This window comes from Natronoarchaeum rubrum (assembly GCF_024494695.1).
Map to the genome: position 1 here is coordinate 139,399 of NZ_JANHDP010000006.1, position 26,504 is coordinate 165,902.

The following is a 26,504-nucleotide window of genomic DNA, read 5'->3' on the forward strand; positions in this document are numbered from 1 at the left end:
GAACGCGGGAATCTCTAGCTATGACGGGGACGACACACAACGGACGAGACGCACAGCGAACGATCGAACGGGAGTGGGACGACGCGATGCCGCCTTCGACGGCGCTGGTACGAGCGGTCGCGGATGCCCGGGGAGTCGAGGCGACGGAGCTGCCGCCGCTGTACGACGTCGTCGACGCCGACGCGCTGGACTCGCTGGTTCGCGAGCAAGAGGTGACGATGACCATCGAGTACCAGGGGTTCTTGGCGACGATCCGCGGCGACGGACGGCTGGAACTCGTCGACCAGGAAGACGAGTCGTAGCTTCGAACCGCGAGGATAGCGTCGAGAGGCCATCGGCACAACGATTATGAACGCCGCCATCGTGCTATAATTTGGCATGGGCTCTGCACTGGCGACCAGCGGCGGCGTGTACCGGCTCGGCGAGCCGGAGTTTCAGGAGGGATGCTCGACGGCGGCGTGTGGGGCTGCCGGTCTGCTCTCCTCGCAGGCGGTACTCGCGGCGACGGTGACGGTGACGTTTCTCGCAGTGATTGCGCTCACGTTTCTGCACTCGGCTCGCGAGGAGTGCGACGAGGAACAGTCCCGGGTGGCGGCCGAGCTGTCGGCGCTCGAACGGTTCGAGCGACGTGTCGGGGGGTTGTCCGCGGGGAGCGGCCAGTCCGGTCCGGGCGGCGCGGGCGGGGCGACGTTAGTTCGCGCCGACGCCGCCGACGCGCCGCCGAAGCTACGGGCTGTCAGGCGGGCCTACGAGGAGACCGTGATGGCAGTCCCGCACTACGAGGAGGACTACGGCGAACCGCTCGAGACGCACATGCGCGCGGAGTTCGGCGACGAAGTCGCCGCGGCGGTGACCGGTGGCTCGGCGCTGACGCCGCCGGTCAAACAGGCGCTACTCCAGCGCGCCGCGGCGTCCCGCGAGGAGCGGACGTCGTTCCTGCGGACGCTATCGACCGAGGGCGACTCGCTGGCGGCGGCGACCGACGACCTGGCGGCGATCGATCGCCGGGTCGATCGGATCGAGAACCAGCGCCGCCTCCAGCAGTCGTTTCCCGAATTGACCGAGACCTGGGAGGAGCTCGGCGAACTCGAAGACGAGTGCCGGGAGACGCTCGAACGGCGACAGGAGCAGGTCCAGCGCGGGGGTAGCGGGGCCGACTGGCGGGACGACGGACACAGCCTCTGTGCGTACCTCTACGGACCGCTCCCGGTCGACTACCCGGCGCTCGCGGACGGCGCGCTGCTGCTCGATCGCATCCGAACGACCAGACGCCGCGTCGCCGACGCGCTGACGCGTCGGGTCTAAGCGGTTCCGGCTCCGAAACCACCTTCCTATCGGGGCGTCGAGACACGTAGCGGATGGACTCGCGCCGAGCCTGGACGGTCACGATCTTCCTGTTCGTCGTCGGCGACGCCGTCGCCACGCAGACGCGGGGGCCGCTGCTCCGCAGTTTTCAGTCGTCCTTTGGCGTCTCGGAAGCGCTGCTCGGACTCGTCGCGCCGGCGGGGACGCTTGGCTTCGTCGTCGCGATCCTGGGCGTCGGCTTCGTCACCGGGCGCGTCGATCTTCGCCGGACGCTGCTTTTCGGCACGCTGGCGACGGCCCTCGCGCTGTTTGCGATGAGCGTCGCACCGATCTACGCGCTGTTTCTCGTCGCGCTGATCGGACAGGGCGCCGCCGCGGGGGCGTTTCGCGGTGGGGACCGGCCGATCCTGAGTCACCTCTACCCGGCGCGGCGCGGCCGGGTGTTCAGCCTCTACGCGCTGGCGTGGGCGGTCGGCGCGGTCGCCGGCCCGCTGGTGGTCACGGGCGTGCTCGCGGTCGCGGACTGGCGCGTGACGTACGCGCTGCTGGCGCTGTGGTTCCTGCCGCTGGTCGCCGCGCTCTGGCGGCTCGACCTGCCCACGAGTTCGAGCAACGAGCGGACGCTCTCGCTCGCCGAGCTCAGGCGCCTGCTCGGGCGCCCGGCGATTCTGGGGTCGACGACCGCGATGACGTTGATCGGCGGAATCGAGGGGATCGTGTTCACCTGGCTCCCGTACTACGCCTCGACGCTCGTCGCCCGCGATCTCGCGAGCGCCCTGCTGTCGGTGTACCTGCTGGCGTACGTCCCCGGGCGCGCGCTGAACACCTGGATGATCGACCGCGTCCGGTATCTGCCGCTGGCGCTGGCGCTCGCCGGGCTGTCGGTGCCCGCGCTGGTCGTCGCGTTCGGCGGCGTCTCCGGCGTCGGGCTGTTCGCGGTGGTGTTCGTCGCCGGCCTCTTTCTCTCGGGGCTGTTCCCGACCGTCCTATCCTACGGCGTCGACGCCGAACCGGAGTACAGCGGCCCGATCAACGCGCTGACGACCGGCGGGACGTACCTGGGGATCGCGCTGGCGCCGCCCGTCGTCGGCTGGCTCGCCGAGCGCGCCGGCATAGCGACGGCGATGTATCTCACGGTGGCGCTGACGGTCGCCCTGCTCGCGGTGACGGCGGCGACGTGGGCCGTCGCCGGGCATCCCGAGGGGGCGTGACACCACCGCGCCGACGGTCGGAAGCGATCTGCTAGATCGAGCGCGCGCTCAGTCGGACGGCGTCGGAATCGTACCGCCTTGATTTTCATTTTCGATAACGAAAATCCACTAAAGAGGTGTCGTGGTACTCTAGAACGCGATGTCACTGGCAGACACCTCATCCGAGATCGACCACCTCGACGACACGGCGCGGGACTGCATCGAGAACTGCTTCGAGGCCGCCGAAACCTGCGAGTGGTGCGCCGACGAGTGTCTCGACGAGGACATGGACATGTCCAACTGCATCCGGCTGTGCCGGGACGTCGCCGATCTCGCGACCATGCACGCGCGGTTCATGGCCCGCGAGTCCGGCTACACCGAGCAGCTTACGCGAGCCACCGCTGACGCCGCCGAAGAGTGCGCCGACGAGTGCGAGCAACACGACCATCACCACTGTCAGGTCTGCGCCGACGTGCTGCGCGAGTGCGCCGAGAGCTGCCGGTCGATGATCGGCACCTGACGGCCGAGCCGTCGTTTCGCTATTTTTCAGGGACGGTAGTCGACGTCCGGCGAGAACGGAGCGATCGTCGCGGTCTGCTGGGCGACCCAGGCGAGTCTGAGGACGAACGCGAACAGGATCGCGAGCGGCGCGAACCCCAGCGTCACCGTCACGACGACGACCACCGCGTACAGCTCCGAAGGGACCGACCCGACGTGGCCGGCGTTGTACGCGAGCAGGGAGAGCGCGCCCGAGACGATCGCGGGGACGCCGACGTACAGCAGCACCCGGGAGAGGTAGGCGAGCTCCTTCTGGACGTAGATCGTCTTGAAGTAGTCCCGCGCAACGTCGATCTGGAACAGCGCGTCCTCGATCCGGTCCAGCGCCTCGCGCTGCTCGTCGGACAGGGACTCGCCGGCGTTCGCCCGCATCTCCGCGATCTCGTTGAGTTGCTCGGCGTGGTTCGTCGAGACGGTGGCGCCCACGACGCCGAAGATCGAGACGTCGTCGCCTTCGAGCGCGCCGTTGACGGTGCGTACGTCGCGCCGCAACGAGTCGAGGACGCTCTCAAGCCGGCGCCTCGTCTCGCCGTCGAGTTCGTCCGTCGTCCCGGCGAGCCCGTCGACCGTCTCGCCGACGCTCTCGTGGAGGTGTCGGATGAACGCCGAGGGCGCCTTCGGCGTCACGTTCGTGCCCGTGGTCGCCTCGACTTCGGATCGGTACTGCAGCGTCGCGTCGATCCGCTGGCTGAGCGTCCCCGGCGCGCCGAGTTCCCGCGAGAGGACGAGCTGGTTGATCGAGAGCACGACCGTCAGCAGCGTCAGGTTCCCGGTGATCATCGAGCTGTACACGAAGTTGATCGGGCTCCGCGGGCGGACGGCCGCGTAGCCGAACGCCCACAGGACCGCGAGCGTCGCGAGGGTCACGCACGCCACGACGCCGGCGGCGATCGCGAGGCGGTTCCCCTCCAGAAGCAACCAGCGCGCCGCGTTCGGACTCCCGTTCGACGCCGATCCGGAGTCGCTCACGGGCGATCGTACGACGGCCGGCGGGAAAACGAGACGTGACGGCGCCGCACCGACCGCGCCGCTCACCGGACGTATCGCGCACCGACCGCGCCGCTACTCGTGGCCCGACACCCGCACCGGCTCGTAGGGCTCTTCGAGGTAGGCCATATCACTACTCGACAGCGAAATCTCCAGGGCCTCGACGGCGTCTTCGAGGTGTTCGACGCTGGTCGTTCCGACGATCGGGGCGTCGACCCACTCCTTGTGGAGCAGCCACGCCAGCGCGATCTGGGCCATCGTGACGCCCTTCTCGGCGGCGAGCTCGGCGACGCGCTCGTTGATCTCCGGGCCGCCGCCCTCCCGGTAGGGATGCTCGTAGAGGTACTCCTCGGTCTCGCCGCGGGTCGTCGCGTCGATCTGCTCGTGGGGGCGCGTGAGATACCCGCGGGCGAGCGGGCTCCAGGGAATCACGCCGACGCCCTCGTCCTCACAGAGGGGCAGCATCTCGCGTTCCTCCTCGCGGTAGACCAGATTGTAGTGGTTCTGCATCGTGACGAACCGCTCCAGACCGCTGCGCTCGCTCTCGTGGAGGGCGTCCGCGAGCTGGCGAGCCCACATCGAACTGGCGCCGACGTACCGCGTGTCGCCCCGGCGGACGGCGTCGTCGAGCGCCCGCAGCGTCTCCGCGATCGGCGTGTCGTCGTCCCAGCGGTGGATCTGGTAGAGGTCGACGGTGTCCATCCCGAGCCGATCGAGACTGTTCTGCAGCTCCTGTTCGATCGCCTTCCGCGAGAGGCCGCCCGAGTTGGGGTCGTCCTCGTCCATCTGGAAGTACCCCTTCGTCGCGACGACCTGCGAGTCCCGGTCGTAGTCGGCCAGCACGTCGCCGAGCACGCGCTCGGACTCGCCCGCCGAGTACATGTTCGCCGTGTCGAAGAAGTTGATCCCGAGGTCGATCGCTCGCTCGATGATCTCGCGGCTCTCGGACTCGTCGAGGACCCACTCGCGCCAGTCGCTCGACCCGAAGCTCATACAGCCCAGACAGATGCGACTGACCTCCATGCCGGTCGATCCCAGCGTGGTGTACTCCATAGCGGACGTTGGACGACCGGGATCAAAAACGTCCGTCTGGCGGAACCGCCGAGTCGAGTTTCGGCGTCCGCACGAACCGACGCCGCGTCGGCGCCGATGCCAACGAGTTTCGGCGTCGATCCGACGCCGCTACTCGTCGGCGACCGAGACGCAGGCGCCCGACTCCGCGGACCGGTAGATGGCGTCGATCACGCGCTGGACCGTCAGGGCCTCCTCGACCGTGTTGAGCGCCGGCGGCTCCCCGCTGGCCGACGCGTCGAGGAACTGCTTGGCCGACCCCTCCCAGCCGGGGTGATCGAGCGATCCGCCCGACATCGTCGACTCGACGAGGTGGTCGGTGCCCTGCTTTCCGGCGCCGAACACCGTCAGGTCGTCGCCGCCCAGATCGAGGCGCGCGCCCGCCTCGGTCCCGCGGGCGACGACCTCCTGGGACTCGGGCTCGTTTGCGGCCCAAGAGACCTCCAGCGATATCGTCCTATCGCCGGCGCAGCGGATCATCGCGGTTGCGGAGTCCTCGACGTCGAAGACTGCCTCCTCGGTCGCGTCGTACCACTCGTCGGGATCGACGTAGTCGTCGCGGTCGCCGAACTGCGAGCGGGTGACCGCGAACACTTCCTCGACCTCAGGGTACTCCAGCAGGTACAGCGCGTAGTCGATCGCGTGGACGCCGATGTCGACCACGGCGCCGCCGCCCGACAGCGACTCGTCGGTGAACCACGAGCCGACGCCGGGGATGCCGCGGCTGCGGACGTAGTTCGCACGCACGTGGCTCATGTCGCCGAAGCGCCCCTCCGCCTGATACTCCTTGAACATCTCGGTGGCGGGGGAGAACCGGTTGTGAAAGTTCACCGCACAGAACCCCTCGGAGTCGGCGGCGGCCGCGGCGATCCGCTCGGCGCTTTCCAGAGTGTGGGCCAGCGGCTTCTCGCAGAGCACGTCGTAGCCGTACTCCAGCGCCCCGACGGCGGCCGGTTCGTGAAACTTGTTCGGCGTCGCCACCGCGACCGCGTCGAGGTCCTCGGCGGCGTACATCTCGTCGAACGCCTCGTAGGTCGCCGCGTCGTACGTTCGGGCGAACTCCTCGCGCGTCTCGGGGACGAGGTCGGCGCCGGCGACGACCTCGTGGCCCAGTTCCTCGGCGTTCGTAGCGTGCGTCTGTCCCATGAATCCTAGCCCGACGACGCCGAGCCGGACCGGAGAATCGTGCTCAGTCATCGGCGTCAACTCTGGGATTGATACTGAAATACCTAGGTGTACTCACAAGCCGGGTCGCTGCCCGTCAGGGGTCATCGCGACGTGTGAAACAGTGTACAAGGAGGGCTCCGGACCACGGAAATCCCGACGGGAGTTCCTGCCTCGCGCTCGCTGGCGCTCGCACAGATCCTACGGGTTCGTCGCCGTTTCACGCTACGATTTTCACAGACTCGTCGCTCGACGGAGCAAGCGACAGCGTGAAAATCTATGCCCGGGGAGGGCTCCGAACCCTCGATCTCCGCATGTCCCAGGTTCGAGGCTCGGCAGTCCTCGTACGGACATGAGAGGCTTCCAAGGCGAGCCGCACCGAAGCTCAGAACCCTATGAGTGCGGCGCTATGTCCAGCTAAGCCACCCGGGCTCGACTCGGAGTTGTCCGGTGATTACCTTTAAGCTTCTCATCTCCGGCGGTCTCGCGTGTGAGTGGCTCACGAGGGCGCCCCGGCGAGAACGGCCCGCGGTTTTAAGCTATGGGGCAGAAAGAATGGTGCATGAGCGTACCCGGAGCAGTCGAATCGGCCCTCGACGGCGAGGACGTCGCGGCGGAGGTCCCCCTCGGCGGCGAGGACGTGCTGTACATCACGCCGACGCGGACGCTGATCTACCGCGGCGAGGGACTGCTGAGCGACGAAACGGTCGAGGAGTACCCCCACGACGCCGAGCGTCTGACCGTCAAGGAGGGGCGCCGAAAGACGCGGTTCAGTCTGGAGTACCCGCTCGACGACACCAAGGAGTTCACGCTGCCCTCGAACAGCGCCGAACGCGCGCTTCACCCGGTGCTGGCGGGGATCATGAACGCCGGCGGCGTCACCGATCCCGGCGAGACGGTCGTCAAGACCTACCGGTTCAGCGAGCTGACGCTGATTATCACCAGCGAGCGCCTCGTCAAGCACATCGGCGAAGTCGTCTGGGACGAGGACTACGAGGAGTTCCACTACGCCGACGTCACCGGGCTCACCTTCGAGGAGGGCAGCGTCGCGACCCAGATCGTTCTAGAGGTCGACGGACGCCAGCAGCGGATCAAGGCACCCAAGGAACACGCCCGCGAGGTCCGCGAGCGGTTGACCCAGGCGCTGTGTAACTACTACGACGTGAACTCGATGGAGGAACTGCTCGCCGCCGTCGCGCCCGACGAGGACGGCACAGACGCCGGCGACGACGCGCCGGAAGTCGCCTTCGGCGAGGGCGTGGATCCGCTCGACGCGAACCCGCCCGCGCCGGACGACGAGGATCTGGTGGACGATCTCGGCGACGACACCGCGAACGCAGGTTCGGCACCGACCGGCTCGACGCCGGACAGCGACTCGACGCCGACCGCCGATTCAGCGCCGGAGACGAGCGACGCGAGCGCATCGGCGGCGACCCGGTCCGAAGCAGTTGCGAGCGACGCCGGAGGACGCGATGCGACCTCCGAAACCTCGCTCACGAACGGTCACGAGGACGCCGACCAGCAGCCGGCCGCCAAAGAGCGGTCCGCCGGCACCGAACAGCGGTCCGCCGGCGCCGCGGACGGCCGAGCGAACGACCCGGCGCGAGACGCCCCGAGCCAGTCGACCGGCGCCGAGCAACGGCAGGGTGCGACGACCGAGACCGCGACGGAGCAGGCACAATCCGGACGCGCAGCCGAGGCGGCGGACCCCGAGCAGGCCGGCGCGGGCGAGACCGAGCGCGCGTCGGAGCCGGCGTTCGACTTCGAGGAGGCGGGCTTCGAGCCGGTCGAGTCGGACGGCGAGGTTGACGAGAGCGACGACTTGGCGGCCGAAGTCGCCGAACTCCGGGCCGTCGTCGAGCAGCAAAACGAGCGGCTGGACGAGCAGCGCCGTGCCATCGAGCGGCTGATCGAGGAGCTCAGTCGCGGCCGGTGACCTTCCGGATGCACGAGGAGCCGAAGGGGCCGAGGTCGCCGGAGTCGAACCGGATGAAGTGACCGGTCGAGAGCCCGGCGCCGCAGCGCCGACACTCGAAGTCTCCCTCCTTCTGGACGACCTGGCTCTCGAAGCTGACGTACGTGCGGCCCTGCGGTCGGACGATGCCGTCCTCGCGCTCGATGATGCCGCGCTTCTCGGCGGTGTCGAGAATCTCGCGGGTCGTCGACGGATGGGTCGTCACCGTCTCGATGCGGTCGACCGCGTCGGCGACGCTGAGCTCCTCGTGTTCGAGCGCGCGGAGCAGTTCGAGTCCGACCTCGACGGGGTCGCCGTCCATGTCTTCTGGCAGTCACTGCACGGCCGAGCGGATTAAGCGTTGCGCGGCAGCGGCGATGCCGCGACGCCGCGGCGACGTCGGCGTCCCGATGCACCGACCGACGCGAGGTCGCGCTGACGATCCGCTCCACCAAAAGAGGTTCAAGGAGCGCCCGTCATCTGAGGAGTGATGGAATCGGGAACGCGGCGATCGCTGGCGGGCGTCGGCCTGCTCGCGGTCGTCGCCGCCGTCGCACTGACGCTCTCGCCCGACACTGCTATCGGCGCGATCGATACCGCCGCCGACGATCCGGCGATGTTTCTCGCCGTCGTCGCCGCGCTGTATTTCGTCCGGCCGCTCGCGCTGTGGCCGCCGACCCTCGTCGCGATCGTCGTCGGCTACGGCCTCGGAATCGCGGCGGGCGTTCCCGTCGCGCTCGCGGGCGCCGCCCTCACCTCGATGCCGACCTACGCCGCCGCGCGCTGGGTCGGCGCGGGCAACGACTGCGCCCCGATCGAGCGCCTGGCGAGCGTCGGCGGGGGGTATTTCGGATCCGCGGGTGACCTCCGGGGCGTCGTCGCGGCGCGGCTGGCGCCGATCCCGGCCGACGCCGTCAGTTGCGCCGCCGGGCTGTCGGCGGTGCCGCCGCGCGCGTTCGCGCTGGGCGTGCTCGTCGGCGAGTTGCCCTGGACCGTGGCGGCCGTCGTCGTCGGGAACTCGCTGTCGACGATCACCGCGCGGGGGCTGGGCGGTGTCGGGCTGCCGCTGGCCGTCGCGACGACGGCCGCCGCGGTGCTCTTGCTCGCGGGGCCGGCGTACGAGCGGTTCGGGAACCGGAGCACGGGAGCTTAGTTCCAGAAGGTGTCGCTGCAGTCCATGATCACGCCGTGCTGCGGGCAGACGTACTTGCAGTGGCGCTTGTACAGCGGCTCCTCGCACATCGGACAGGGTCGGCCGCCGTCCGCGTCATCGTCGGTCACAGCGGACCCACGTGCGGAATCGATTTGAGTCTTGCCAGAGTCGGCGCTCAGTCCCGACTCGGAAGCCGCGTCACCCGGCCGGGCGTCGTGTGGAACTCCCAGACGCGCCGGTCGTCGTGGGCGGGCAACACCCGATCGACCTGCCGGAGCCCGCGCTTGATACAGCCCCACCAGGAGTCGGCCGTCTCGTAGCCCGCCGGGTGTTCGTCGTACAGCGCGTCGACGAAGTGCGAGCGCCGGGCCGTCTCGCGCTCGCGAAGCAATGCCAGCGCGGCGCCGACCGCGATTCGGCGTCGCGCGACGAGCGCGTCGTCGTGTCCAGGGACCTCCAAAGTGTCGAGGTCGGTGATCTCCTCGCCGGGGCGGTCCGCGTCGGTCCCCGCCAGCGCGGCGTCCGAGCGGTAGGTCAGCCCGCTCTCGGGGCTGCCCTGTAGCTGATCGCCGGTCTGTAGCACCGCCTCGCGGGCGAACGCGTCGAGGCGCTGCCCCTCGACGCCCGCCAAGTCGGTGGCCAGCTCGTTTACCGTGTCGTCGGAGATGCGGGCCTCGCCCGGCGCGAGGTTGTGGTCGACGGTCCCGCCGTCCGCGGGCTCGCGGTCGGTCGCCGCATCGTCGACGGCGTCTCCCCCGACGTCGCGAGCGGTTGCGTCGGCGTCCGACCGCGGTCCGGAGGAATCGGCCCACGCGTCGGCGTCGAGCGTGGCGTTCTCCGTCTCGGCGTCGTCGGGCGTCGGATCGTCTGCTGAGGACTCGACGTCGGCCTCGTCGAGTTTCGCCTCCAGCTCTTCGACCCGCTCGGCGTACGCCGAGAGCGCCCGCTCGCGGTCCGAACCGGCGTCGATGTTCGTCCGGTGATCGAGGATCCAGCGCAGGTACGCCTCCCGCGAGTCGAAGCCCAGCAGATCGCGCTCGGTGTCGAGTTTGCGGACCAGCGACTCGGGGACGTCGAGACGGAGCGACGGCATCTACTTGGGATAGAGCGACCGGCCTAAAAAGCGCACTGGCGCGTCAGACGGCCGTCTGACGCCGGCTATCGCGTCGATTCGTCGCCGTTAGCACTCCGACCAGCCGCAAGACTCGCAGGTCTTGCAGCCTTCGGAGTAGTACAGCGAGAGCGATCCGCAGTCGGGACACTCGGGGCTCTCGCCGGCGTCGATCAGGTCCTGAGAGGCCGACTTGTCGGCGTCGGCCTCCTGCCCGGCGTCGGCGGCGACGCCGCCGTCGGGTTCTGGCTCGGCGGGATCGACCCCGCTAACCTCGTCTTCGAGCTCGGTGAGGTTCTGCTGCTGGGGGTAGGCCTTCTCGATCTCGCCGTCGAGATATCGGCGCATCGCGGTGCCGACGGCGTCCGGGATCGACTGGATCTGCTCGCCCTTGTCCCAGGCGACCTTCGGCGACCGGATCCCCTGGAGTTCGTCGGCGATCTCGTCGGGGTCGACCCCCGAGCGCAGCGCCGTCGAGATGGTCTTGGCCAGCGCCTCGGTAAAGGAGGCCGTGAAGCCGCCGGAGTTGCCGATGTTGGCGAACAGCTCGAACGGCCGGCCGTCCTCGTCCTCGTTGATGTTGACGTAGAGCTTGCCGTAGCCCGTGTCGATGCGCTGGGTGACGCCGTGGAGCACGTCAGGGCGCGGGCGCTTTTTGGCGTACTGCTCGGCGAGGTCGGCGTCGCCGTCGGCGATGTCGACCAGCTCCTCGACCTGCCGGTCGAGGGCGGCCTGGACGTCCTCGTTGTCGAGGAAGCCCTCGATGCCGCCGAACACGTCCTGAATCTGCTCGATGAGGGCCTCGGCGGCCTCGGACTCGTCGGCGAAGTCGGCGTTCTTCGCGCGCGTCGTCAGCACCTGCTTGCTGCGGGTGCCGTCGCGGTAGTAGGTGACGCCCTTGCCGCCGTGCTCGTAGATGTACTCGAACACGTCCTTGGCGTCGTCGACGGTCGAGTCGTTGGGCGCGTTGACCGTCTTCGAGATCGCCGAGTCGACGCCCTCCTGGCAGGCGACCTGCACGCCGGCGTGTTCCTTGGCCGAGAGCGAGCCGGTGGTGACGAACAGCTCGCCGATGGCGTCGGGCACCGTCGTCAGCCCGTCGATGCCGTCGAAGGCGTTGTTGGCCATCTGCTCCTGGGCCTCCTCTTTCACCGCTTCGACATCGAGGTCGTTCTCCTCCAGCACGCGGAGGAAGTAGTCGTCGAACTCGACGAGCATCTCGTCGCCCTGCACGTCGTCGCTGACGTTCTTGTAGTAGGCGACGTTGTAGATCGGCTCACACCCACCAGTAGTGTTGCCGACCATCGAGGTCGTGCCGGTCGGCGCGATCGTCGTCGTGTTGTGGTTCCGGATGGCGAAGCCGTCCTCCCAGTCGTCGGCGTCGAGGCCGGTCTGGCGCTCGAACCACTCGCGGTACTCGGTGGGGTTCGCGTACTTGGACTTGTCCCACTCGTCGAAGGAGCCTCGTTCCTCGGCGAGTTCGTGAGAGGCCGACTTCGAGCCGTGGTTGATGTGGCGCATGACCTGACGGGCGATCTCGTTGCCCTCGTCGCTACCGTACTCGACGCCGAGCTGGATGTACAGCTGTGCCAGCCCCATGACGCCGAGGCCGATCTTGCGCATCTCCCGGACCTTCTGCTCGATTTTCTCGACCGGGAAATCGGACATCGTGACGACGTTCTCGAGGAACCGGGTGCCCATCTCGATGCGGCGGTCGAACTCCTCGAAGTCGACGGCCTCCGCGAGGAACGCGTCGACGGCGGCCTCGATGCTGTCGTACTCGTCGGCGTGCTCGTCGGACCAGACGCGCCAGTCGGGCGCCTGCTGGTCAGCGAGCGTCGAGAGGTTGATGTGTCCGAGGTTGCAGGCCTCGTACTCCTCGAGGGGCTGCTCGCCGCAGGGGTTCGTCGCGAGGATGCGGTGGTCGGGGTGTTCCTCGACGTCGAAGGAGTGTTCCTTGTTGACGCGCTCGAGGTAGATCACGCCGGGCTCGCCGTTCTCGTGGGCGCCCTCGACGATGTCGTCCCAGAGTTCCTCGGCGGGGATCGACAGCTCCTCGCCGACCTCGACGTGGTCGCCGAGGCCGAACATGTCGTACAGCTCCTTGGTCTCCTCGGTGGCGATGTGGGGCTCGCCGGTGCGCGGGTTGGTGAACGTGAACTCCTCGCCGGCCTTCAGCGCCTCCATGAAGTCGTCGGTGACGCCGACGGAGATGTTGAAGTTCGAGAGGTGGCCCTCGACGGCGTTCCGGAGGTGCTTGGGGACCTTCCCCTCGTCGTCGATCAGTTCGCGCGCTTCGTCCAGAGCTTCCTGGAAGGAGTTGTGCGTGAAGTCGTCGGGGTCGTTCAGGCGCAGCGTCTCGGCCAGCGAGACGTCCTTGTTCTTCGCGTGGATGAACTGGATGACGTCCGGGTGCGAGACGCGCATGACGCCCATCTGGGCGCCGCGGCGCGCGCCGCCCTGGGCGATCGTCTCGCACATCTGGTCGTACGTGCGCATGAACGTGATCGGGCCCGACGCGATGCCGCCGGTCGAGCCGACGGCGTCGCCGTAGGGGCGCAGGCGCCAGAAGGCGTAGCCCATGCCGCCGCCGGACTGGAACACCTGGGCGGCCTCCTTGGCGGTCTGGTGGATGTCGTCGATGTCGTCCTCGGGGGAGTCGACGAAACACGCCGAGAGCTGCTGGAGCTCGTCGCCGGCGTTCATCAGGGTCGGCGAGTTCGGCATGAAGTCGAGATTCTCCATCATGCCCTGGAACTCCTCGGAGACGTCCTCGACGTGCTCGCGGATCTCGTCGGGGAGCTCGGGGACGACGGTGTCGTAGGCGAACTTGTTGACGTTGTAGATAGAGAGCGTCGTCTCGACGTCGTCCTCGGCGGTCGTGCCCTTGCCGAACACCTCAGCTGCGAGCTCGTCGCGGCGCGGGTGGTCGGGCTTGAGCTGGTCCGGCGTGACCGTGATCTCGGTGTCTTGCTTGCGCGACTCGAAGACGGCCTCGGCGAGCGCGATGTTCTTCCCGACGCGATCGAACAGATCTTCCTGGGACTCGATCAGCTCGCCGTCGGCGTCCTTGCGCAGGTAGCGCGCCGGCAGGATGTTGTGGTACGCGTTGCCGGTCAGGCGCTCTTCGAGCGTGTCGCCGTCGGTGCGTTTGATCGGGAGCGTCAGTTCGTCGGCCGAGAGCTCCGCGTCGCTCATGCGGCGCTCACCTCGGGCGCGGGGCGATAGCCTCGTGCGATTTTGTGGGTTGTGTGCGTCATGGTTCGGGGTGGTTGTTGACGGGCACTGCCTACTGGATGGAACCTCATAAAACGACCTGAATCGTCCACGTTTGCATTACCGCAACTGAAGTTGTACGGACGTGTCACTGGTCGCGTGTGGGTACGTTCGGCACGCCCCTGACTCTGGGGGTGCGGCCCTACCGGTGCCCATGGGACCCGGCGTAATAAGCTTAGGCAGTCCGCAGTGAAAGTGAAATGATCCTCCGCATACCGGTCGGCTTGCGGACATCAGCTGCCAGGATTCCGGGTCGAGCGCTCGTCGGCCACGAAGTCGCGAGAGCGCCGCTCGTCCGTACTTCAGCGCGGGTCGACCGTCGCTTGGGATCGGGGGAACAGTTTTAACGGCTCGACGACATCTCCGGCGTATGACCACTCCTGCCAGCTTCCCGGCGACGGTCGGCGTGACGATCGCGCAGACGCTCCCGTCGGACCCCGCCACGCAACTGCTCGCCGTGATCGCCGTCGCGGCGGTCGTCGTGTTCGCGGCGCGGCTACTCCTGAATCTCGCCTGGAAGCTCCTGATGATCGCCGGCGTCGTCGCCGCCGTGCTGGTCGCGGCGAGCATGGCCGGCGTCGGCGTGCTCTGAAGCGGCGTCGGCGTCCGGACGATCCGCCGCAGGTTTATCAGGCATCGAGCGGCCATCCGAGGTATCTCCTGACAAATCGTCGCGACGCAGGTCGAGGCCGATGTGTGGCACACCGCGTCGCGGAGGACCGCGCCGCCTGTTCATCCTTCGTTCCGTCGAACAACAGCGGGATAGCAGCGGCGCTCAGACGTCCGCGAGGAAGTTCTCGATGACGTCGTGGCCGATCGACGTGAGCACGCTCTCCGGGTGGAACTGGACGCACTCGATCGGGTACTCGCGGTGACGGATCCCCATCACGAGCTCTTCCTCGCCGTGCTCCGCGGTGGCAGTCACCTCGAAGCAGTCGGGCACCTCCGTCGCGACCAGCGAGTGGTAGCGCCCGCCCCGGAACCCCTGGTCGAGTCCGGCGAACACGCCCTCGCCGTCGTGCTCGATGGCGGATGCCTTCCCGTGGATCGGATCGGGCGCGCGTCCGACCGTCCCGCCGTACTCGTAGACGGCGGCTTCGAGGCCGAGACAGACGCCGAGCGTCGGCACGTCGGGGCTGAGTTCACGCAGCACGTCCATCGTGACGCCGACGTCGCGCTCGTTCTCGGGGTGGCCCGGGCCGGGGCTGATCACCACGGCGTCCGGATCGATCTCGCGGACTTCCTCGATGCTTGCGGTGTTGCGAACGACCTCGGTCTCGGCGTGCTCGCTGACGTACTCGACGAGATTGTAGGTAAAGGAGTCGAAGTTGTCGACGAACAGCACCCGGCGATCGTCGGACGCCGACGCCGCCGCGTCGCCGCGCCCGTCGGCCGGCTCCTGCTCGGCGGTCGACTCCCGCTCGTCGATCGTCGTCCTGCTGTCGGCGTCGCTCATCGGCCCACCTCCGGTTCGGCCTCCGCGTCGGCGTCCGGCGCCGCCCCGTCTTCGGCGTCCGGCGCCGCCCCGGCATCGCCGTCCGGGTCGCGTTCGATCCGGTCGAGAGCGGTCAGCACGCCGTCCATCTTCTGTTCGGTCTCCTCGTACTCGGCGGTCGGATCGCTGTCGGCGACCAGACCGGCGCCGGCCTGGACGGTGATCCGGTCCTCCTCGGCGCCGTGTTCGATCGTCGCCGTCCGGATGACGATCGCCAGTTCGGCGTCGCCGGTCCACGAGAAGTAACCGACTCCGCCGCCGTAGAGCCCCCGCGGGGAGAGTTCGAGATCGTCGATGATCTCCATGGCGCGGATCTTCGGCGCGCCCGAGAGCGTGCCCGCGGGGAACGATGCGCGCGTCGCCTCGAAGGCGTCCGAGTCGGGCGAAAGCCGGCCGGTGACGGTGCTCTCGATGTGCTGGACGTGCGAGTACTTGAGCACGTTCATGAACTCGTCGACGCGGACCGACCCGGACTCGCTGACCCGGCGCACGTCGTTGCGCGCCAGATCGACGAGCATCGTGTGCTCGGCACGCTCCTTGCCGTCCGCGAGCATCTCGCCCGCGAGCCGGCGATCCTCGACCGGGCTGGGCCCACGCGGGCAGGTGCCCGCGATGGGGTTTGCGGTCACCACGTCGTCCTCGACGGAGACGAGCGTCTCGGGGCTGGCGCCGACCACCGTCAGGTCGTCGTACCCCAGCAGGTACATGTACGGCGAGGGGTTGACCGACCGCAGCGCGCGGTAGAAGCCGAGCGGGTCGACGTCGCCGTACAGTTCGCGCTTGCGGGAGACGACGGCCTGATAGACATCGCCGTCGAGCACGTGCTCCTTCGCGGCGCGGACGGCGTCCTCGTACTCGTCCTGCGGACCGGCGATCTCGCGGTCGCGCACGAACGGGCCGCACTCGGGCGCATCGGCGTCGCCGAGCAGGTCCGCGACCCGCTCGGCCTCGGCGACGAGATCGTCGTAGATCGCGTCGACGTCGTCCTCGGTGCGCACGACCGGCGTGAACACCAGCGAGAGCGTCTCTGCGACCTCGTCGAACACGAGCGTCTTCGTGTTGAGCACGAACTGCGCGTCGGGAAATCGCGAGTCGGGACGCTCGACGCCGACTTCGTCGAGCCAGAGGTCGTACACCGCGTCGTACGCGAGGAAGCCGACGAGGCCGCCGTCGAGCTGGCGTCGGTCGCCGTTCTCGAACCCGGCGAGGTCCGCGTCGGGAAGTGCGGAGCGCAGCGTTTCGGTTGCGTCGCCACCGTTGGGGTCGATCAGGTCGTCGTACCGATCGTCGCCGAGCACCTCGACGTCGGTCTCGTCGGGATCGACGGTCACGACCGCGGCGGGATCGTAGCCCACGAACGAGTATCGCGCGTGACGGTCGGCCGACGCCGAGGTTGGGCGAAACGCGCCGTCGGGATCGCTGGAGGCCGTCTTCTCGGCGCTTTCGAGCAGAAACGCGTACTCCGCGGGCGGCAGGTCGGTCGTCCGACCGGTCAGCGCGGCGTACGCCGATAGGGGCGTGGCGTTGACGTCGAGTTCGACCGACGTGCGGACGACCGCCGCGTCGGTACCCTCGTCGCCGCTGATCGCCGCGTCGGCGACGTGCTGGCGGAACGTCTCGCGACCGGGCGTCAGTTCGGGCGTCATCGCGCGACCACCTCCACGGGCGCGGTCGCGTTGGCGACGAACCGGCGAACGGCGTCGGGATCCTTGCGGCCGTCGGCGTCGTCAGGGAGGTTCGCGCGCTCGGTCCCACTTGCCACGTCGACACCGAAGGGATCGACGATTTCGACCGCCTCGGCGACGTTCTCGGGCGTCAGTCCTCCGGCGAGGAGTACGGGAGACTCGACGTCGGCGATCGCGGCGCGCGTTCGCTCCCAGTCGTGTGGCTCGCCGGTGCCGCCGCCGCCCTCCGCGTCGACGGAGTCGACCAGCAAGGCGTCGACGACGCCGTCGTACGCCGCGCAGCGCTCGGGCTCGTCGGCGTCGACGGCCTTGATCACGGGAACCGAGACGCCGTCGACGACCGCCGCCGCTTCGTCGGGCGAGAGGTCGCCGTGGAGCTGGACGGCGTCGGGCTCGATGGTTTCGGCGAGTTCGAGAGCCGCTTCGGGCGTCTCCGGCATCGTCACGAGGACGCCGGTGACCAGCGGCGGGACGGCGTCGAGCAGGTCGCGCGCCCGGTCGGCGTCGACTTCGCGGGGCGTGTCGACGGGAACGTCCGCAATCACGCCCACCGCGTCGGCGCCGGCGTCGACCGCCGCCGCGACGTCGGTCTCGTGGATCGATCCGCAGATCTTCACGCGCGTGGCGCGACCGACGGGGCCGGGAGCGGCGGAACCGGCAGCGTCGTCGCTCATACGCCCCCGCGAAGGTCTTCGAGCTTCTCGGCCGCGGCGCCCGAGTCGATCGCGTGCCGGGCGGCCTCGACGCCGGCTTCCAGCGACGCCGCTTCGCCCGCGATATAGATCGCCGCGCCGGCGTTCGCCAGGATGATGTCTCGTTTCGCCCCCTCGATCTCGCCCTCGACGATGCCGCGCATGTCCGCGGCGTTCTCGGCGGGCGTGCCGCCCGAGACGGCCTCGATGTCGTGCACGTCCAGTCCGAGGTCGGCGGGCGTCAGCACGTACTCCTCGATCTCGCCGTCCTGCACCTCGGCGACGATCGTCTGATCGTGGACCGCGATCTCGTCCATGCCCGAGCCGTGGACGACCAGCGCGCTCTCGACGCCCATGTGCGCGAGCGCCTCCGCGAGCACGGGAACGAGATCGGGATCGTACACCCCGACAATCTGGGCGTCGGCGCCCGCGGGGTTGGTCAGCGGGCCGAGCACGTTGAAGATCGTCCGCATGCCCAGTTCCTTGCGCGGGCCGATCACGGCCTTCATCGCGGGGTGGAACACTGGCGCGAGCATGAACCCGATCCCGTCGTCCTCGATGGCTTGCTCGACCGCAGGCGGTTTGGCCTCGACGTCGACGCCGACCTCTTCGAGCACGTCCGCGCTGCCCGAGTTCGAGGACACCGAGTAGTTGCCGTGCTTGGCGACCGGGACGCCGGCGCCGCTGGCGACGATCGCGCTCGTCGTCGAGACGTTGATCGTGTTGTAGTCGTCGCCGCCGGTGCCGCAGGTGTCGACCAGCGGGCGACGGTCGGGTTCGATCGTCCGCGCGGCGTCGCGCATTCCCTCGGCGAAGCCGGCGATCTCGGTCTCGGTCTCGCCCTTCGCTCGCAGCCCCGACAGCAGGGCCCCGATCTGGGCCTCGGTCGCATCCTCGAACACGGCGCTGGCGGCCGCGCGCGCTTCGTCCTGTGTCAGATCCTCGCCCTCGGTCACGCGTTCGATATAATCCTTCATGAGTGATCTCCGATGAACGGTTTCGTCTTGTAGTGTACAAATTCGTACAATGTATTAAAGCTGTTGCACGCCAGCGTGCGGAGAACCCCCGCACGGCGTCGGAATCCGAAACCTTCAATTGTATCCCCCGGATACCTGTGAGTGCAGCAAGGAAGCGCCAGACCGGGTTTGTGGTCTAGTCTGGTTATGACACCTCCTTGACATGGAGGAGGCCGGCAGTTCAAATCTGCCCAAACCCACTTTTCCGAACGCTAACCGACGAGCGAAGCGAGTCGTCAGCGCTCGGTAAATGCGGTCGTAGATTTGAACTAGAGAACGCCGAGCGTCAGCGAGGTGTTCGCGTGGTTCAAATCTCCCAATCCACTTCGATTCTCGCGTCAACTACTCTCGAACAGCACCCATCGTAGCGTATCGGGCGTCTACGACTGCATTTCCGAACCGCGCGACGGCATCGCACCGATAAAATAGCGGGGACGGGGCGGACAGCGATCGCTACGCGTCGACGTCGCGTTCTTCGACGGTGTACTCGCCGTTCTCGGAGATGTGAACGTACACGTCCTCGGCGTCGGCGTCAACCTCCCACTGGAAGGAGCGCGAGACGTCTCCCGCCTTCGTCGCCTCGACGGTGTAGGTCCCGGTTTCCGACACGACGTCTTCGAGGCGCTGGGAGGTGTCGGTCGCTACCGTGACCTCGTCCTCGAAGACGGCCTCGTCGGCGTCGTCGGTCACGGTGACCGCGACGGTGTACGTGTTCTCGTAGTTGTTCTCGATCACGACGTCCAGCGGCTCGTCGAGCTGCTGGCCCATCTCGCCGTCGGACGAGTTGCCGTCTCCCCCGTCGTCTCCCCCATCGCCGTCGCTGACGTTCCCGTCGGACTCCTCGTCCGGATCGTCGGAGTCGTCGGTGTCGTCGCTGCCGGTACAGCCGGCGACGGCGAGTGCAGTTCCGCTCGCTACCGTAGACAGGTATGTGCGTCGTCGCACAGTTGGATGTCCGCGAGATGGGTTAAATACGTTGCAGGCGACCGGGGCGTATCGGTAGCTACGATTGCGCGAGACGCAACCAGACGAGGCCAGAGCGCAAGCCCGTCTTACGCCTGCGGGCGGTCGAGTCGGTCGCCGAAACGATCACCAAATCGTCGACCGTATCGGTCGGTACCGATGCGTCGGAGCCGCTCGGAGCGCGCGCGAGCGACGCGCTCGGCTTGCAGACGCAGGCAGCGGGCAACTACGCGTAGTCGAGGGGGATAGATTAATATAGTATGCGTATCCACCCGGTGTACGATGACCATGGACGACGAGACGAGTTCCTGGCTCCACGGGTTCGCCTCCGGCGTCGCCGCGTGCTCGGTCGGCGCGTACCTGCTCGCACGACGCGCGCAGCAAGATCGCCAGCCGGCGCTGATCGACGAGGACGGTACCGTCATCCCGCTGGAGTGAGCCGGCCGCCGAACGACCCCGACACATAGTTATTTTCTGACGCGTGTCTGACGCCACGTAGCCGATCGCTGAAACGTGTCTGACAAATATATTTAGTAACGTATCCTGACGCCTCAGGTATGGCGACGAAAGCTCGGGGGAACGTTGCCGTCGAACGCGCGATCGATGGTTCCTCCGTCAGCACCGCTGTGATCGAAGCGCTCGCGGACGTCGAGTCCGTCGAACCGACCGAACTGGACGTGACGCTGTACGAGGTGATCGATCTCGACGCGCTCGAACGGCTCTGTGAGGGGACGGGCGACGACCTCGTGCTGGAGTTCACAGTAGACGACTACCGCGTTCGGGTGCGGGGGACGAACGCGGTGATCGTCGAGCCGCGCTGAGTCGGACTGGACGCCACGGCGTCGAACCGCGCTGGATCAGACCGGACGCCACGGCGTCGAGCTGCACTGAGTCGAGCCGACCGTCACGCCGCCGAATCGCGGCGGCTCAGGACCGCACGTCGTGGAGCGTCTCGTGGATAGCGACGACGAGCGAGGGGACCACGACCATGAACAGGTGTTCCTCGACCGGGATACCGAGCAGCTCCCGGCCGGTCCGGAGTTTGATGTCGAACACGCCGATCTCCAGCGTGTACCAGTCCCAGACGTACGCGATCGGGTACAGCGCGACGACGGTCGCGGCCGCGCGGCGGAGCGCGCCGGCCCGCGCGAGCAGCCCCAGCGCGACGGTTCCCCAGACGACCTCGGTCAGGAGGTACGTGTACCGGCCGAAGACGGAGATATCGGGTCGCACGACCGACACTACGTCCGACCGGGCCTTGAATCTCCTGCGGGATGCGTCGATCCGGACGCGTCGGCGGTCAGCGCTCGTCGTCCCCGCCGAACCACTCCCGCGGCGGCGCCAGGACGCCCGTCACGACCAGCACCAGCAGACAGAGGTACGTCCCGAGCGCGCCGAGGGCGAAACTCGCGATGGGGCGGACGCCGAGGCGTCCCGCCGCCGCGGCGCCGGCGAAGGCCGCGACGAGGGCGAGCGCCCGGACGAGCGGGCGCTCCCAGACCTCGCGAACGCGCTCGTGATACCGTCCGGCGAGTATCTCGAACGAGAGCGTCCCGAGGGCGCCGAGGATTGCGGGGAGCGGCGCGGGCGCGACGCCCTGTCGAGCGAGCGCGACGCCGAACGCCAGCAGCGCGAGGGCCGCGAGCGAGGCGTCGCCCCTGACTGTCATCCGGATTCCTCGAAGACGCCGTCGATCAGCAGGCCGAGTCCCAGCAGCCAGCAGGCCGCCAGCAACCCCAGCGCACCCGCGTAGAAGGCGAGTTCGACGCCCGAGAGCGTCGGCGGCGGAGCGCCAGCGATCTCGGAAAACCGCGCCGCTGTCGCCGGCACCGAACCGGCGGCGAGCACGGGCGCCGACCCGAGCAGTACCAGCAGCGACGGGACGCCGAGGAGGAACCCGGCGCGGACACAGAGGCGTCCGAACAGCTGGGTCGGCGTCGCGCCGCTCGCGGCGCGCAGGCTGGCGAGCGAGTCCGGCTGGCGCCCGGCCATAGCGTGCCACTAGATGGCACTCGAGAGCATAAGTTCGGGGGCTGGCTGCTCTGCGCGGAGAATCGGGCCCGGGCGAAGCGTCGAAAACCGCGTCAGTGAATCGTCGCGCCGTCGCCGATCCGGGTCTGGTAGGCGCGGCTCTCGACGCCGACGTCGTCGAACGCGTCGAGCATGGCGCCGGCGATCGCGCGGCGATCGGACGCGTAGCAGGCTGCGATCACGCCCGGCCCGGCCCCGCTGACGGTGACGCCCGTCGCGCCGGCTTCCAGCGCCGCCTCGCGAACCTGATCGTACCCGTTGATCAGTTCCGCGCGGGCGGGCGTGACGATCCGGTCTTCCATGCCGCGGCCGACCATCTCGGGGTCGTCGCGGTGCATCCCGACAGTGAGCGTCGCGGCCCGGCCGACGGTGTCGACCACGTCCTCGACGGGCGCGGTGTCGGGGACGACGCGTCGAGCGTCGCGCGTCGAGACGACGATGTCGGGCAGGCAGACCACCAGCGGGAGCGAGGCGTCGACGCGCGTGACGCCGTCCTCCGCCGCGATCGTGAACCCGCCCAGCAACGCGGGCGCGACGTTGTCCTCGTGGGCCTCGCCGGAGACCAGCGCCTCGCCTTCGGCGGCGATCGGCACCAGTTCCGACCGGGAGAGGCCCCGATCGTACAGTTCGTTGAGCGCGAGCGCGGCGCCCGCGGCGCTGGCGGCCGAGGAACCCAGCCCCGACGCCGGGCGGACGCCCTTGTCGATCTTGATGCGGGCGGGCGCGTCGAGCGCCTTCGCGACGGCGCCGGCGGTGTTCTTCTCGGGGTCCTCGGGGATGAACTCGCTGCCGGCGCCGGACATCTCGATCGTGGTCTCCTCGGCGCGTTCGACCCGGACCACGTCGGCGGGTCGTTCGAGTGCGGCCCCGAACACGTCGAACCCGCTGCCGAGGTTCGCGCTCGTCGCGGGCGCCCGCACTGTAAGCATACCCGAGACGTAGCCGGACCGCGGCTAAAAACCCACGGATCCGCGATGGAAAAACTGATTCCGGCGCGAGCGCAACCCCGGTGCATGATCGGGGTCGTCGGCGGCAGTGTCGCCGGACTCGTCGCCGCGCGCGAACTCCGCCAGCGGGGCCGAGAGGTCCGCGTGTTCGAACCGAGCCGCGAGCTCGGCGGGCTCGCTGCGACGGTCCAGACCGACGGAGAACAGGTCGAGCGCGTCCCGACGACGCTCTCGCCGGGCGACGACGCCGTCGCCGACCTCGCCGCGGACCTGGGCCTCGCGGACAGGATGACGACCCGCGAGATTCGGGCCGGACAGTACGTCGACGGGATCGCTCATCCCCGGACCGGGTTCTCCGAAACGCTCGCCTTTCCCCGGCTGAGCTTGCAGGACAAGCTGTTCGAGAGCCTGCTGGCCCGCGGCGTCTCGCTCGGTCCGCTCGGACCGCCCGAGGGAGCGCTTGACGAGCCCGGTACGTACGACGAGATCACGGCCGTCGACTTTGTCGACGAGCACGCGACGGCGTCGGTCCGCGAGCAGGTCGTCGAGCCGCGCCTGCGGGCCGCGTTCGGCGAGCGCGCCGCGGACGTCAGCGCGGCGTGGCTGCTCGGGGACCTCGCGCGCCGGCGCGCCGGCCGGACGTGGCGGACCGACAGCAGGATCTACCCGGAGGGCGGCGTCGGGACGCTGGTCGACGCGCTGATCGCGGGCGTCGGCCGGGAGAACGTCTCGCTGGGCGCCCGCGTCGTCAACGTCGAGACGGCAACCGAGGGCGACGCCGCGGCGGCCGCGGCGTCCGACGGCCGGTCGGCCGATATCCGCAAACCACCGGCCGAAACCGACGAGACGGGGTTCGTCTGGAACGACGCCGAAACGGACGGCGGCGCCGACCTCGGCGACGGCGCCGAGGCGTGCGCAACCTCTGACGCCGAGGCGGAGACCGAACGGGACGCCGACGCGACCGGGCGCGTCGACCGACTCCTCGTCGAGCGGGAGGGCGACCGCAGCGCGGTCGACGTCGACGCGGTCGTGTTCGCGACGCCGCCGCGCGGGCTTGAGCGAGCGACCGACTACGAGTGGGCTGGCGAGACGCGAGGGCTGCTTTCGGTGCTGTTTGGTCTCCCGGAGTCGCTGCTCGATACGTACGAACTCACGGTCGCCGACGACGCCCCGTTCGGACGCCTCGTCGAGCGCACCAACATAGTCGATCCGGCCGAGTACGGCGGCGATCACCTGCTGTACGCTCTGGCGCCGGTCGCGAACCAACTGGACGAGCGCTGGCAACTGGGCGACGACGCGCTGGCCCGCCGCTGGGCCGACGCACTGGAGGGGCTGTTCCCGGCGTTCGACCGCGAGTCGGTGCGCTGGTCGACGGTGACGCGAGTGCGCGACGCAGCCCCCGTCTACCGGACGGGCTACCGCGAGCGACGGATCCCCCACGTCCTAACCGACGCCGTCGCCGAGGGCTGTTTCTACGCCGGCAACGCGAGCGATGCACAGTACCCGAACCGGACGATCGACGGGGCGGTGCGGGCCGGACGCCGCTGCGCAGATCTAGTCGCGCAAGCCGGCGAAAATTGAGACGAAGAGTTCCGAACACTGATTCGGGGTCGGCGTCCGGCGCAGGCGCCCGATCGCCGCGGCGACGCCCGGCCGAAAGGATCATCCGTCGCTGTTACGAAGGGGCTCTGATAGGACCGTCCCCGGAGAGATCGCCTCCAATGACAGACGACACACCGTTCTCCGACTCAGCACGCGGCATAGAGCGGTTCGTCGATAATCTTCCGGGGATCGCCTACCGCTGCCGACCCGATCCGCCCAGGGAGATGGAGTTCGTCGGCGGGCGGGTCCGGTCCACGACCGGCTACTCTGCGACCGCGTTCGAGTCGGACGAGCTCGCGTACGGCGATATCGTCCTCGACGACGACCGCGAGGCGCTGGAACGGGAGATCCGGTCCGGCGTCGAGTCGCGATCCCAGTTCTCGGCGACCTACCGGATCCGGACGCGCGGGGGCGACGTCAGGCACGTCTTCGAGCGCGGCGCGCCGGTCGCCGAGGGAGACGAAGTCGTCGCGCTGGAGGGGATCATCGTCGACGTCACCGAGCGTAAGGAGACCGAGCGGCGGCTGCGGCGACAGAACGAGCTGTTCACCAACACCCAGCAGTTGGCGGACGTCGGCGGCTGGGAACTCGACGTGGCCGACGAGGAACTCCGGTGGACGGAGCAGGTGAAACGGATCCACGGCGTCGAGCTGGAGTCGACGCCGTCGCTCGAAGCGGCCGTCGAGTTCTACCATCCCGACGACAGAGCGGAGATCCGAACCGCCGTCGAGCGCGCCATCGAGGACGGCGTGCCGTTCGACCGAACGCTCAGGATACTGACCGACGAGGGCGAACGGCGCTGGGTCCGCGCGAGAGGGACGCCGGAAACGCGAGACGGCGAGGTTGTCCACGTCAGCGGCGCGGTACAGGACGTCACCGCCCCGAAGCGGCGCGAGCGGGCGCTCCGCGAGGAGCGGATCCTCACCCGAAGCATCTTCGAGGCGCTGCCGGATCTGCTGTACGCGTTCGACGAGGACGGCGAGTTCATGCGCTGGAACGAGGAGGTCTCGACCGTCACCGGGTACACCGACGAGGAGATCGCGACGATGCGGGCTCCGGAGTTCGTCGCCGCGGAGGATCGCCCGCGCGTCAGGGACCACATCGACACCGTGATCCAGAGCGGCGAGACCACCACCCTTGAGGCACAACTCCGAACGAAGGAGGGCGACTTGATTCCCTACGAGTTCAGGGCGGCACAACTGCTCGGCGAGGACGGGACGAGCCTCGGGCTGGTCGGCATCGGGCGCGATATCTCGGGGCAGAAACAACGCGATCGGCGCTTCGAGGCCGTGTTCAACAACACCTACCAGTTCACCGGGCTGCTCGAACCGGACGGGACGGTACTGGAGGTCAACGAGGCAGCGCTGTCGTTCGGCAACTACGACCGCACGGAGGTCGTCGGGCAGAAGATCTGGACGGCGTTTCCCTTCGGCGACGACGAGACGCGCACGACCGTCCGGCGAGGTGTCGAGCGCGCCCGCGACGGCGAGTTCTTCCGCGACGAGATCCACGTCCGGCGGGACAGAACCGACACCGCAGTCGACTTCTCGGTGCGACCGATCACCGACGAGAGCGGGGGCGTCACGCTGCTCGTCGCCGAAGGACGGGACATTTCGAAGCTCAAGCGTCGAGAAGAGCTCCTGCGGCTCCTCCACCGGCTGTTGCGTCACAACCTTCGGAACGATCTGAACGTCATCAAAGGCTACACCGGTACGCTCCGCGAGGAGCTCTCCGATCCGACGTTGGCCGAGTACGCCGAACGGATCGAAACGGCTGCCGGAGACCTCCTTCACAAGAGCGAGACGGCCAAAGAGCTGCTGGACATCTCGTTACAGCAGAGCGACGGAACCGAACCGGTCGATCTCGGCGACCGACTCGAAGCGATCGGGGCGAGTCTCGCGGAGCGCAATCCCGACGCGGATGTCGCGGTGACCGTCGATGGGCCGGCCGTCGTGGAGGGCGATTCGCGGCTCGACGCGCTGTTCGCCCAGTTGCTCGAAAACGCGATCGAACACTCCGACCGGGACGTGCCGCGGGTCCAGGTGACGGTGCGGGAACGCGAGGGGAACGTGCGCGTCGAAATTGCGGATAACGGACCTGGGATCCCGTCGGAAGAGTGGTCGGTTGCCGTCGAGGAGGGCGAAACCGACAGCACGCAACTGCGCCACGGGAGCGGCGTCGGCCTCCTGCTGGCCACCTGGGTCGTCGACGACTACGGCGGTCGACTGGAGTACGACGACGAGGGCGACGACGACGGCGCGATCGTCGCGGTGGAACTGCCCTGCAGGTAGTCAGGGAGAGCGA

At 68.6% G+C, this 26,504-nt stretch carries 27 protein-coding genes and 2 tRNA genes; 12 read left to right on the forward strand and 17 right to left on the reverse strand.

Features of this window, described 5'->3' with window-relative positions; genetic code table 11:
- Positions 1-20 precede the first annotated feature (20 nt).
- From NO931_RS15935 to NO931_RS15950, 4 genes are all read left to right on the forward strand, one after another.
- Complete coding sequence (locus tag NO931_RS15935; RefSeq protein WP_256393348.1) at positions 21-302, forward strand: HalOD1 output domain-containing protein; 282 nt, start codon at positions 21-23, stop codon at positions 300-302.
- Between the two features lie 76 nt (positions 303-378).
- Positions 379-1,305, forward strand: a complete 927-nt coding sequence (locus tag NO931_RS15940) for a DUF7260 family protein (RefSeq protein WP_256393349.1) — start codon at positions 379-381, stop codon at positions 1,303-1,305.
- A 53-nt stretch (positions 1,306-1,358) separates the two neighbouring features.
- Positions 1,359-2,516, forward strand: coding sequence for an MFS transporter (locus NO931_RS15945; RefSeq protein WP_256393350.1), 1,158 nt, complete (start codon positions 1,359-1,361; stop codon positions 2,514-2,516).
- A 139-nt stretch (positions 2,517-2,655) separates the two neighbouring features.
- A complete protein-coding gene (locus NO931_RS15950) occupies positions 2,656-3,015 on the forward strand; it encodes a four-helix bundle copper-binding protein (RefSeq protein WP_256393351.1) in 360 nt (119 codons plus the stop codon).
- A 26-nt stretch (positions 3,016-3,041) separates the two neighbouring features.
- On the opposite strand, the gene NO931_RS15955 is transcribed toward NO931_RS15950, so the two are convergent.
- The 4 genes from NO931_RS15955 to NO931_RS15970 all read right to left on the reverse strand — a co-directional run bounded on the left by NO931_RS15955 (position 3,042) and on the right by NO931_RS15970 (position 6,707).
- Positions 3,042-4,022, reverse strand: coding sequence for a DUF7972 family membrane protein (locus NO931_RS15955; protein WP_256393352.1), 981 nt, complete (start codon positions 4,020-4,022; stop codon positions 3,042-3,044).
- Positions 4,023-4,115: 93 nt separating this feature from the next.
- On the reverse strand, positions 4,116-5,093 hold the full coding sequence (locus NO931_RS15960) for an aldo/keto reductase (protein ID WP_256393353.1): 978 nt from the start codon (positions 5,091-5,093) through the stop codon (positions 4,116-4,118).
- A 129-nt stretch (positions 5,094-5,222) separates the two neighbouring features.
- Positions 5,223-6,308: a Gfo/Idh/MocA family protein gene (locus NO931_RS15965; RefSeq protein WP_256393354.1), complete on the reverse strand. Its 1,086-nt coding sequence runs from the start codon at positions 6,306-6,308 to the stop codon at positions 5,223-5,225.
- Between the two features lie 247 nt (positions 6,309-6,555).
- Positions 6,556-6,707: transfer RNA gene (locus NO931_RS15970), tRNA-Met, on the reverse strand.
- Between the two features lie 130 nt (positions 6,708-6,837).
- Here NO931_RS15970 and NO931_RS15975 point away from each other — a divergent pair.
- Positions 6,838-8,211 (forward strand): DUF7115 domain-containing protein, encoded by a 1,374-nt coding sequence (locus tag NO931_RS15975; protein WP_256393355.1) that lies wholly within the window; start codon positions 6,838-6,840, stop codon positions 8,209-8,211.
- On the opposite strand, the gene NO931_RS15980 is transcribed toward NO931_RS15975, so the two are convergent.
- On the reverse strand, positions 8,195-8,551 hold the full coding sequence (locus NO931_RS15980; RefSeq protein ID WP_256393356.1) for a DUF5830 family protein: 357 nt from the start codon (positions 8,549-8,551) through the stop codon (positions 8,195-8,197). The genes NO931_RS15975 and NO931_RS15980 overlap by 17 nt on opposite strands.
- A 168-nt stretch (positions 8,552-8,719) precedes the next feature.
- On the opposite strand from NO931_RS15980, the gene NO931_RS15985 reads away from it, so the two are divergent.
- Positions 8,720-9,382 (forward strand): TVP38/TMEM64 family protein, encoded by a 663-nt coding sequence (locus tag NO931_RS15985; RefSeq protein ID WP_256393357.1) that lies wholly within the window; start codon positions 8,720-8,722, stop codon positions 9,380-9,382.
- Here the strand turns inward: NO931_RS15985 and NO931_RS20895 are convergent.
- The 3 genes from NO931_RS20895 to NO931_RS16000 all read right to left on the reverse strand — a co-directional run bounded on the left by NO931_RS20895 (position 9,379) and on the right by NO931_RS16000 (position 13,691).
- On the reverse strand, positions 9,379-9,561 hold the full coding sequence (locus NO931_RS20895; protein ID WP_375142078.1) for an HVO_2523 family zinc finger protein: 183 nt from the start codon (positions 9,559-9,561) through the stop codon (positions 9,379-9,381). The genes NO931_RS15985 and NO931_RS20895 overlap by 4 nt on opposite strands.
- Positions 9,558-10,475 carry a hypothetical protein gene (locus NO931_RS15995; protein ID WP_256393358.1) on the reverse strand — a complete coding sequence of 306 codons (918 nt, stop codon included), beginning with the start codon at positions 10,473-10,475 and terminating at the stop codon, positions 9,558-9,560. The genes NO931_RS20895 and NO931_RS15995 overlap by 4 nt, the downstream gene beginning before the upstream one ends.
- A gap of 87 nt (positions 10,476-10,562) precedes the next feature.
- A complete protein-coding gene (locus tag NO931_RS16000; RefSeq protein ID WP_256393359.1) occupies positions 10,563-13,691 on the reverse strand; it encodes an adenosylcobalamin-dependent ribonucleoside-diphosphate reductase in 3,129 nt (1,042 codons plus the stop codon).
- 448 nt (positions 13,692-14,139) lie between these two features.
- On the opposite strand from NO931_RS16000, the gene NO931_RS16005 reads away from it, so the two are divergent.
- Positions 14,140-14,361, forward strand: a complete 222-nt coding sequence (locus tag NO931_RS16005; RefSeq protein WP_256393360.1) for a DUF8029 family protein — start codon at positions 14,140-14,142, stop codon at positions 14,359-14,361.
- A 183-nt stretch (positions 14,362-14,544) separates the two neighbouring features.
- Here the strand turns inward: NO931_RS16005 and trpG are convergent, their stop codons facing one another.
- From trpG to trpD, 4 genes are read right to left on the reverse strand one after another with little or no spacing between them, the layout of a single operon-like run.
- A complete protein-coding gene (gene trpG / locus NO931_RS16010) occupies positions 14,545-15,225 on the reverse strand; it encodes an anthranilate synthase component II (protein ID WP_256393361.1) in 681 nt (226 codons plus the stop codon).
- Entirely contained in the window at positions 15,222-16,910 is a 1,689-nt protein-coding gene (trpE, locus tag NO931_RS16015; protein ID WP_256393362.1) for an anthranilate synthase component I, read from the reverse strand. The genes trpG and trpE overlap by 4 nt, the downstream gene beginning before the upstream one ends.
- A complete protein-coding gene (locus NO931_RS16020) occupies positions 16,907-17,623 on the reverse strand; it encodes a phosphoribosylanthranilate isomerase (RefSeq protein WP_256393363.1) in 717 nt (238 codons plus the stop codon). Before NO931_RS16020 ends, trpE begins: the two co-directional genes overlap by 4 nt.
- Positions 17,620-18,618 (reverse strand): anthranilate phosphoribosyltransferase, encoded by a 999-nt coding sequence (gene trpD / locus NO931_RS16025; protein ID WP_256393364.1) that lies wholly within the window; start codon positions 18,616-18,618, stop codon positions 17,620-17,622. The genes NO931_RS16020 and trpD overlap by 4 nt, the downstream gene beginning before the upstream one ends.
- A 164-nt stretch (positions 18,619-18,782) precedes the next feature.
- On the opposite strand from trpD, the gene NO931_RS16030 reads away from it, so the two are divergent.
- Positions 18,783-18,857 (forward strand) — tRNA-Val (locus NO931_RS16030).
- A 253-nt stretch (positions 18,858-19,110) separates the two neighbouring features.
- Here NO931_RS16030 and NO931_RS16035 read toward each other — a convergent pair.
- Complete coding sequence (locus tag NO931_RS16035; protein ID WP_256393365.1) at positions 19,111-19,602, reverse strand: Ig-like domain-containing protein; 492 nt, start codon at positions 19,600-19,602, stop codon at positions 19,111-19,113.
- 300 nt (positions 19,603-19,902) lie between these two features.
- Here NO931_RS16035 and NO931_RS16040 point away from each other — a divergent pair, with 300 nt between their 5' ends.
- Positions 19,903-20,058 (forward strand): hypothetical protein, encoded by a 156-nt coding sequence (locus NO931_RS16040; protein WP_256393366.1) that lies wholly within the window; start codon positions 19,903-19,905, stop codon positions 20,056-20,058.
- 119 nt (positions 20,059-20,177) lie between these two features.
- The gene (locus NO931_RS16045; RefSeq protein WP_256393367.1) at positions 20,178-20,441 is read left to right on the forward strand and encodes a HalOD1 output domain-containing protein; all 264 of its coding nucleotides are present in this window, start codon (positions 20,178-20,180) and stop codon (positions 20,439-20,441) included.
- A gap of 106 nt (positions 20,442-20,547) precedes the next feature.
- Here the strand turns inward: NO931_RS16045 and NO931_RS16050 are convergent, their stop codons facing one another.
- The 4 genes from NO931_RS16050 to NO931_RS16065 all read right to left on the reverse strand — a co-directional run bounded on the left by NO931_RS16050 (position 20,548) and on the right by NO931_RS16065 (position 22,580).
- A complete protein-coding gene (locus tag NO931_RS16050; protein WP_256393368.1) occupies positions 20,548-20,853 on the reverse strand; it encodes a lycopene cyclase domain-containing protein in 306 nt (101 codons plus the stop codon).
- 67 nt (positions 20,854-20,920) lie between these two features.
- Complete coding sequence (locus NO931_RS16055; RefSeq protein WP_256393369.1) at positions 20,921-21,289, reverse strand: hypothetical protein; 369 nt, start codon at positions 21,287-21,289, stop codon at positions 20,921-20,923.
- Complete coding sequence (locus NO931_RS16060) at positions 21,286-21,612, reverse strand: hypothetical protein (protein WP_256393370.1); 327 nt, start codon at positions 21,610-21,612, stop codon at positions 21,286-21,288. The genes NO931_RS16055 and NO931_RS16060 overlap by 4 nt, the downstream gene beginning before the upstream one ends.
- 92 nt (positions 21,613-21,704) lie before the next feature.
- Positions 21,705-22,580 carry a homoserine kinase gene (locus tag NO931_RS16065; RefSeq protein ID WP_256393371.1) on the reverse strand — a complete coding sequence of 292 codons (876 nt, stop codon included), beginning with the start codon at positions 22,578-22,580 and terminating at the stop codon, positions 21,705-21,707.
- An 84-nt stretch (positions 22,581-22,664) separates the two neighbouring features.
- Between NO931_RS16065 and NO931_RS16070 the strand changes: the two genes are divergently transcribed.
- Complete coding sequence (locus NO931_RS16070; protein WP_256393372.1) at positions 22,665-24,179, forward strand: FAD-dependent oxidoreductase; 1,515 nt, start codon at positions 22,665-22,667, stop codon at positions 24,177-24,179.
- A 140-nt stretch (positions 24,180-24,319) separates the two neighbouring features.
- Positions 24,320-26,491, forward strand: a complete 2,172-nt coding sequence (locus NO931_RS16075) for a PAS domain-containing sensor histidine kinase (protein WP_256393373.1) — start codon at positions 24,320-24,322, stop codon at positions 26,489-26,491.
- Positions 26,492-26,504: the final 13 nt, after the last annotated feature.

Bases quoted from the DNA above. Each gene is read 5' to 3' on its own strand.
- NO931_RS15935 (WP_256393348.1), top strand. From the start codon at position 21: ATGACGGGGACGACACACAACGGACGAGACGCACAGCGAACGATCGAA.
- NO931_RS15940 (WP_256393349.1), top strand. From the start codon at position 379: ATGGGCTCTGCACTGGCGACCAGCGGCGGCGTGTACCGGCTCGGCGAG.
- NO931_RS15945 (WP_256393350.1), top strand. From the start codon at position 1,359: ATGGACTCGCGCCGAGCCTGGACGGTCACGATCTTCCTGTTCGTCGTC.
- NO931_RS15950 (WP_256393351.1), top strand. From the start codon at position 2,656: ATGTCACTGGCAGACACCTCATCCGAGATCGACCACCTCGACGACACG.
- NO931_RS15960 (WP_256393353.1), bottom strand. From the start codon at position 5,093: ATGGAGTACACCACGCTGGGATCGACCGGCATGGAGGTCAGTCGCATC.
- NO931_RS15965 (WP_256393354.1), bottom strand. From the start codon at position 6,308: ATGACTGAGCACGATTCTCCGGTCCGGCTCGGCGTCGTCGGGCTAGGA.
- NO931_RS15975 (WP_256393355.1), top strand. From the start codon at position 6,838: ATGAGCGTACCCGGAGCAGTCGAATCGGCCCTCGACGGCGAGGACGTC.
- NO931_RS15980 (WP_256393356.1), bottom strand. From the start codon at position 8,551: ATGGACGGCGACCCCGTCGAGGTCGGACTCGAACTGCTCCGCGCGCTC.
- NO931_RS15985 (WP_256393357.1), top strand. From the start codon at position 8,720: ATGGAATCGGGAACGCGGCGATCGCTGGCGGGCGTCGGCCTGCTCGCG.
- NO931_RS15995 (WP_256393358.1), bottom strand. From the start codon at position 10,475: ATGCCGTCGCTCCGTCTCGACGTCCCCGAGTCGCTGGTCCGCAAACTC.
- NO931_RS16000 (WP_256393359.1), bottom strand. From the start codon at position 13,691: ATGAGCGACGCGGAGCTCTCGGCCGACGAACTGACGCTCCCGATCAAA.
- NO931_RS16005 (WP_256393360.1), top strand. From the start codon at position 14,140: ATGACCACTCCTGCCAGCTTCCCGGCGACGGTCGGCGTGACGATCGCG.
- trpG (WP_256393361.1), bottom strand. From the start codon at position 15,225: ATGAGCGACGCCGACAGCAGGACGACGATCGACGAGCGGGAGTCGACC.
- trpE (WP_256393362.1), bottom strand. From the start codon at position 16,910: ATGACGCCCGAACTGACGCCCGGTCGCGAGACGTTCCGCCAGCACGTC.
- NO931_RS16020 (WP_256393363.1), bottom strand. From the start codon at position 17,623: ATGAGCGACGACGCTGCCGGTTCCGCCGCTCCCGGCCCCGTCGGTCGC.
- trpD (WP_256393364.1), bottom strand. From the start codon at position 18,618: ATGAAGGATTATATCGAACGCGTGACCGAGGGCGAGGATCTGACACAG.
- NO931_RS16040 (WP_256393366.1), top strand. From the start codon at position 19,903: ATGACCATGGACGACGAGACGAGTTCCTGGCTCCACGGGTTCGCCTCC.
- NO931_RS16045 (WP_256393367.1), top strand. From the start codon at position 20,178: ATGGCGACGAAAGCTCGGGGGAACGTTGCCGTCGAACGCGCGATCGAT.
- NO931_RS16055 (WP_256393369.1), bottom strand. From the start codon at position 21,289: ATGACAGTCAGGGGCGACGCCTCGCTCGCGGCCCTCGCGCTGCTGGCG.
- NO931_RS16060 (WP_256393370.1), bottom strand. From the start codon at position 21,612: ATGGCCGGGCGCCAGCCGGACTCGCTCGCCAGCCTGCGCGCCGCGAGC.
- NO931_RS16065 (WP_256393371.1), bottom strand. From the start codon at position 22,580: ATGCTTACAGTGCGGGCGCCCGCGACGAGCGCGAACCTCGGCAGCGGG.
- NO931_RS16070 (WP_256393372.1), top strand. From the start codon at position 22,665: ATGATCGGGGTCGTCGGCGGCAGTGTCGCCGGACTCGTCGCCGCGCGC.
- NO931_RS16075 (WP_256393373.1), top strand. From the start codon at position 24,320: ATGACAGACGACACACCGTTCTCCGACTCAGCACGCGGCATAGAGCGG.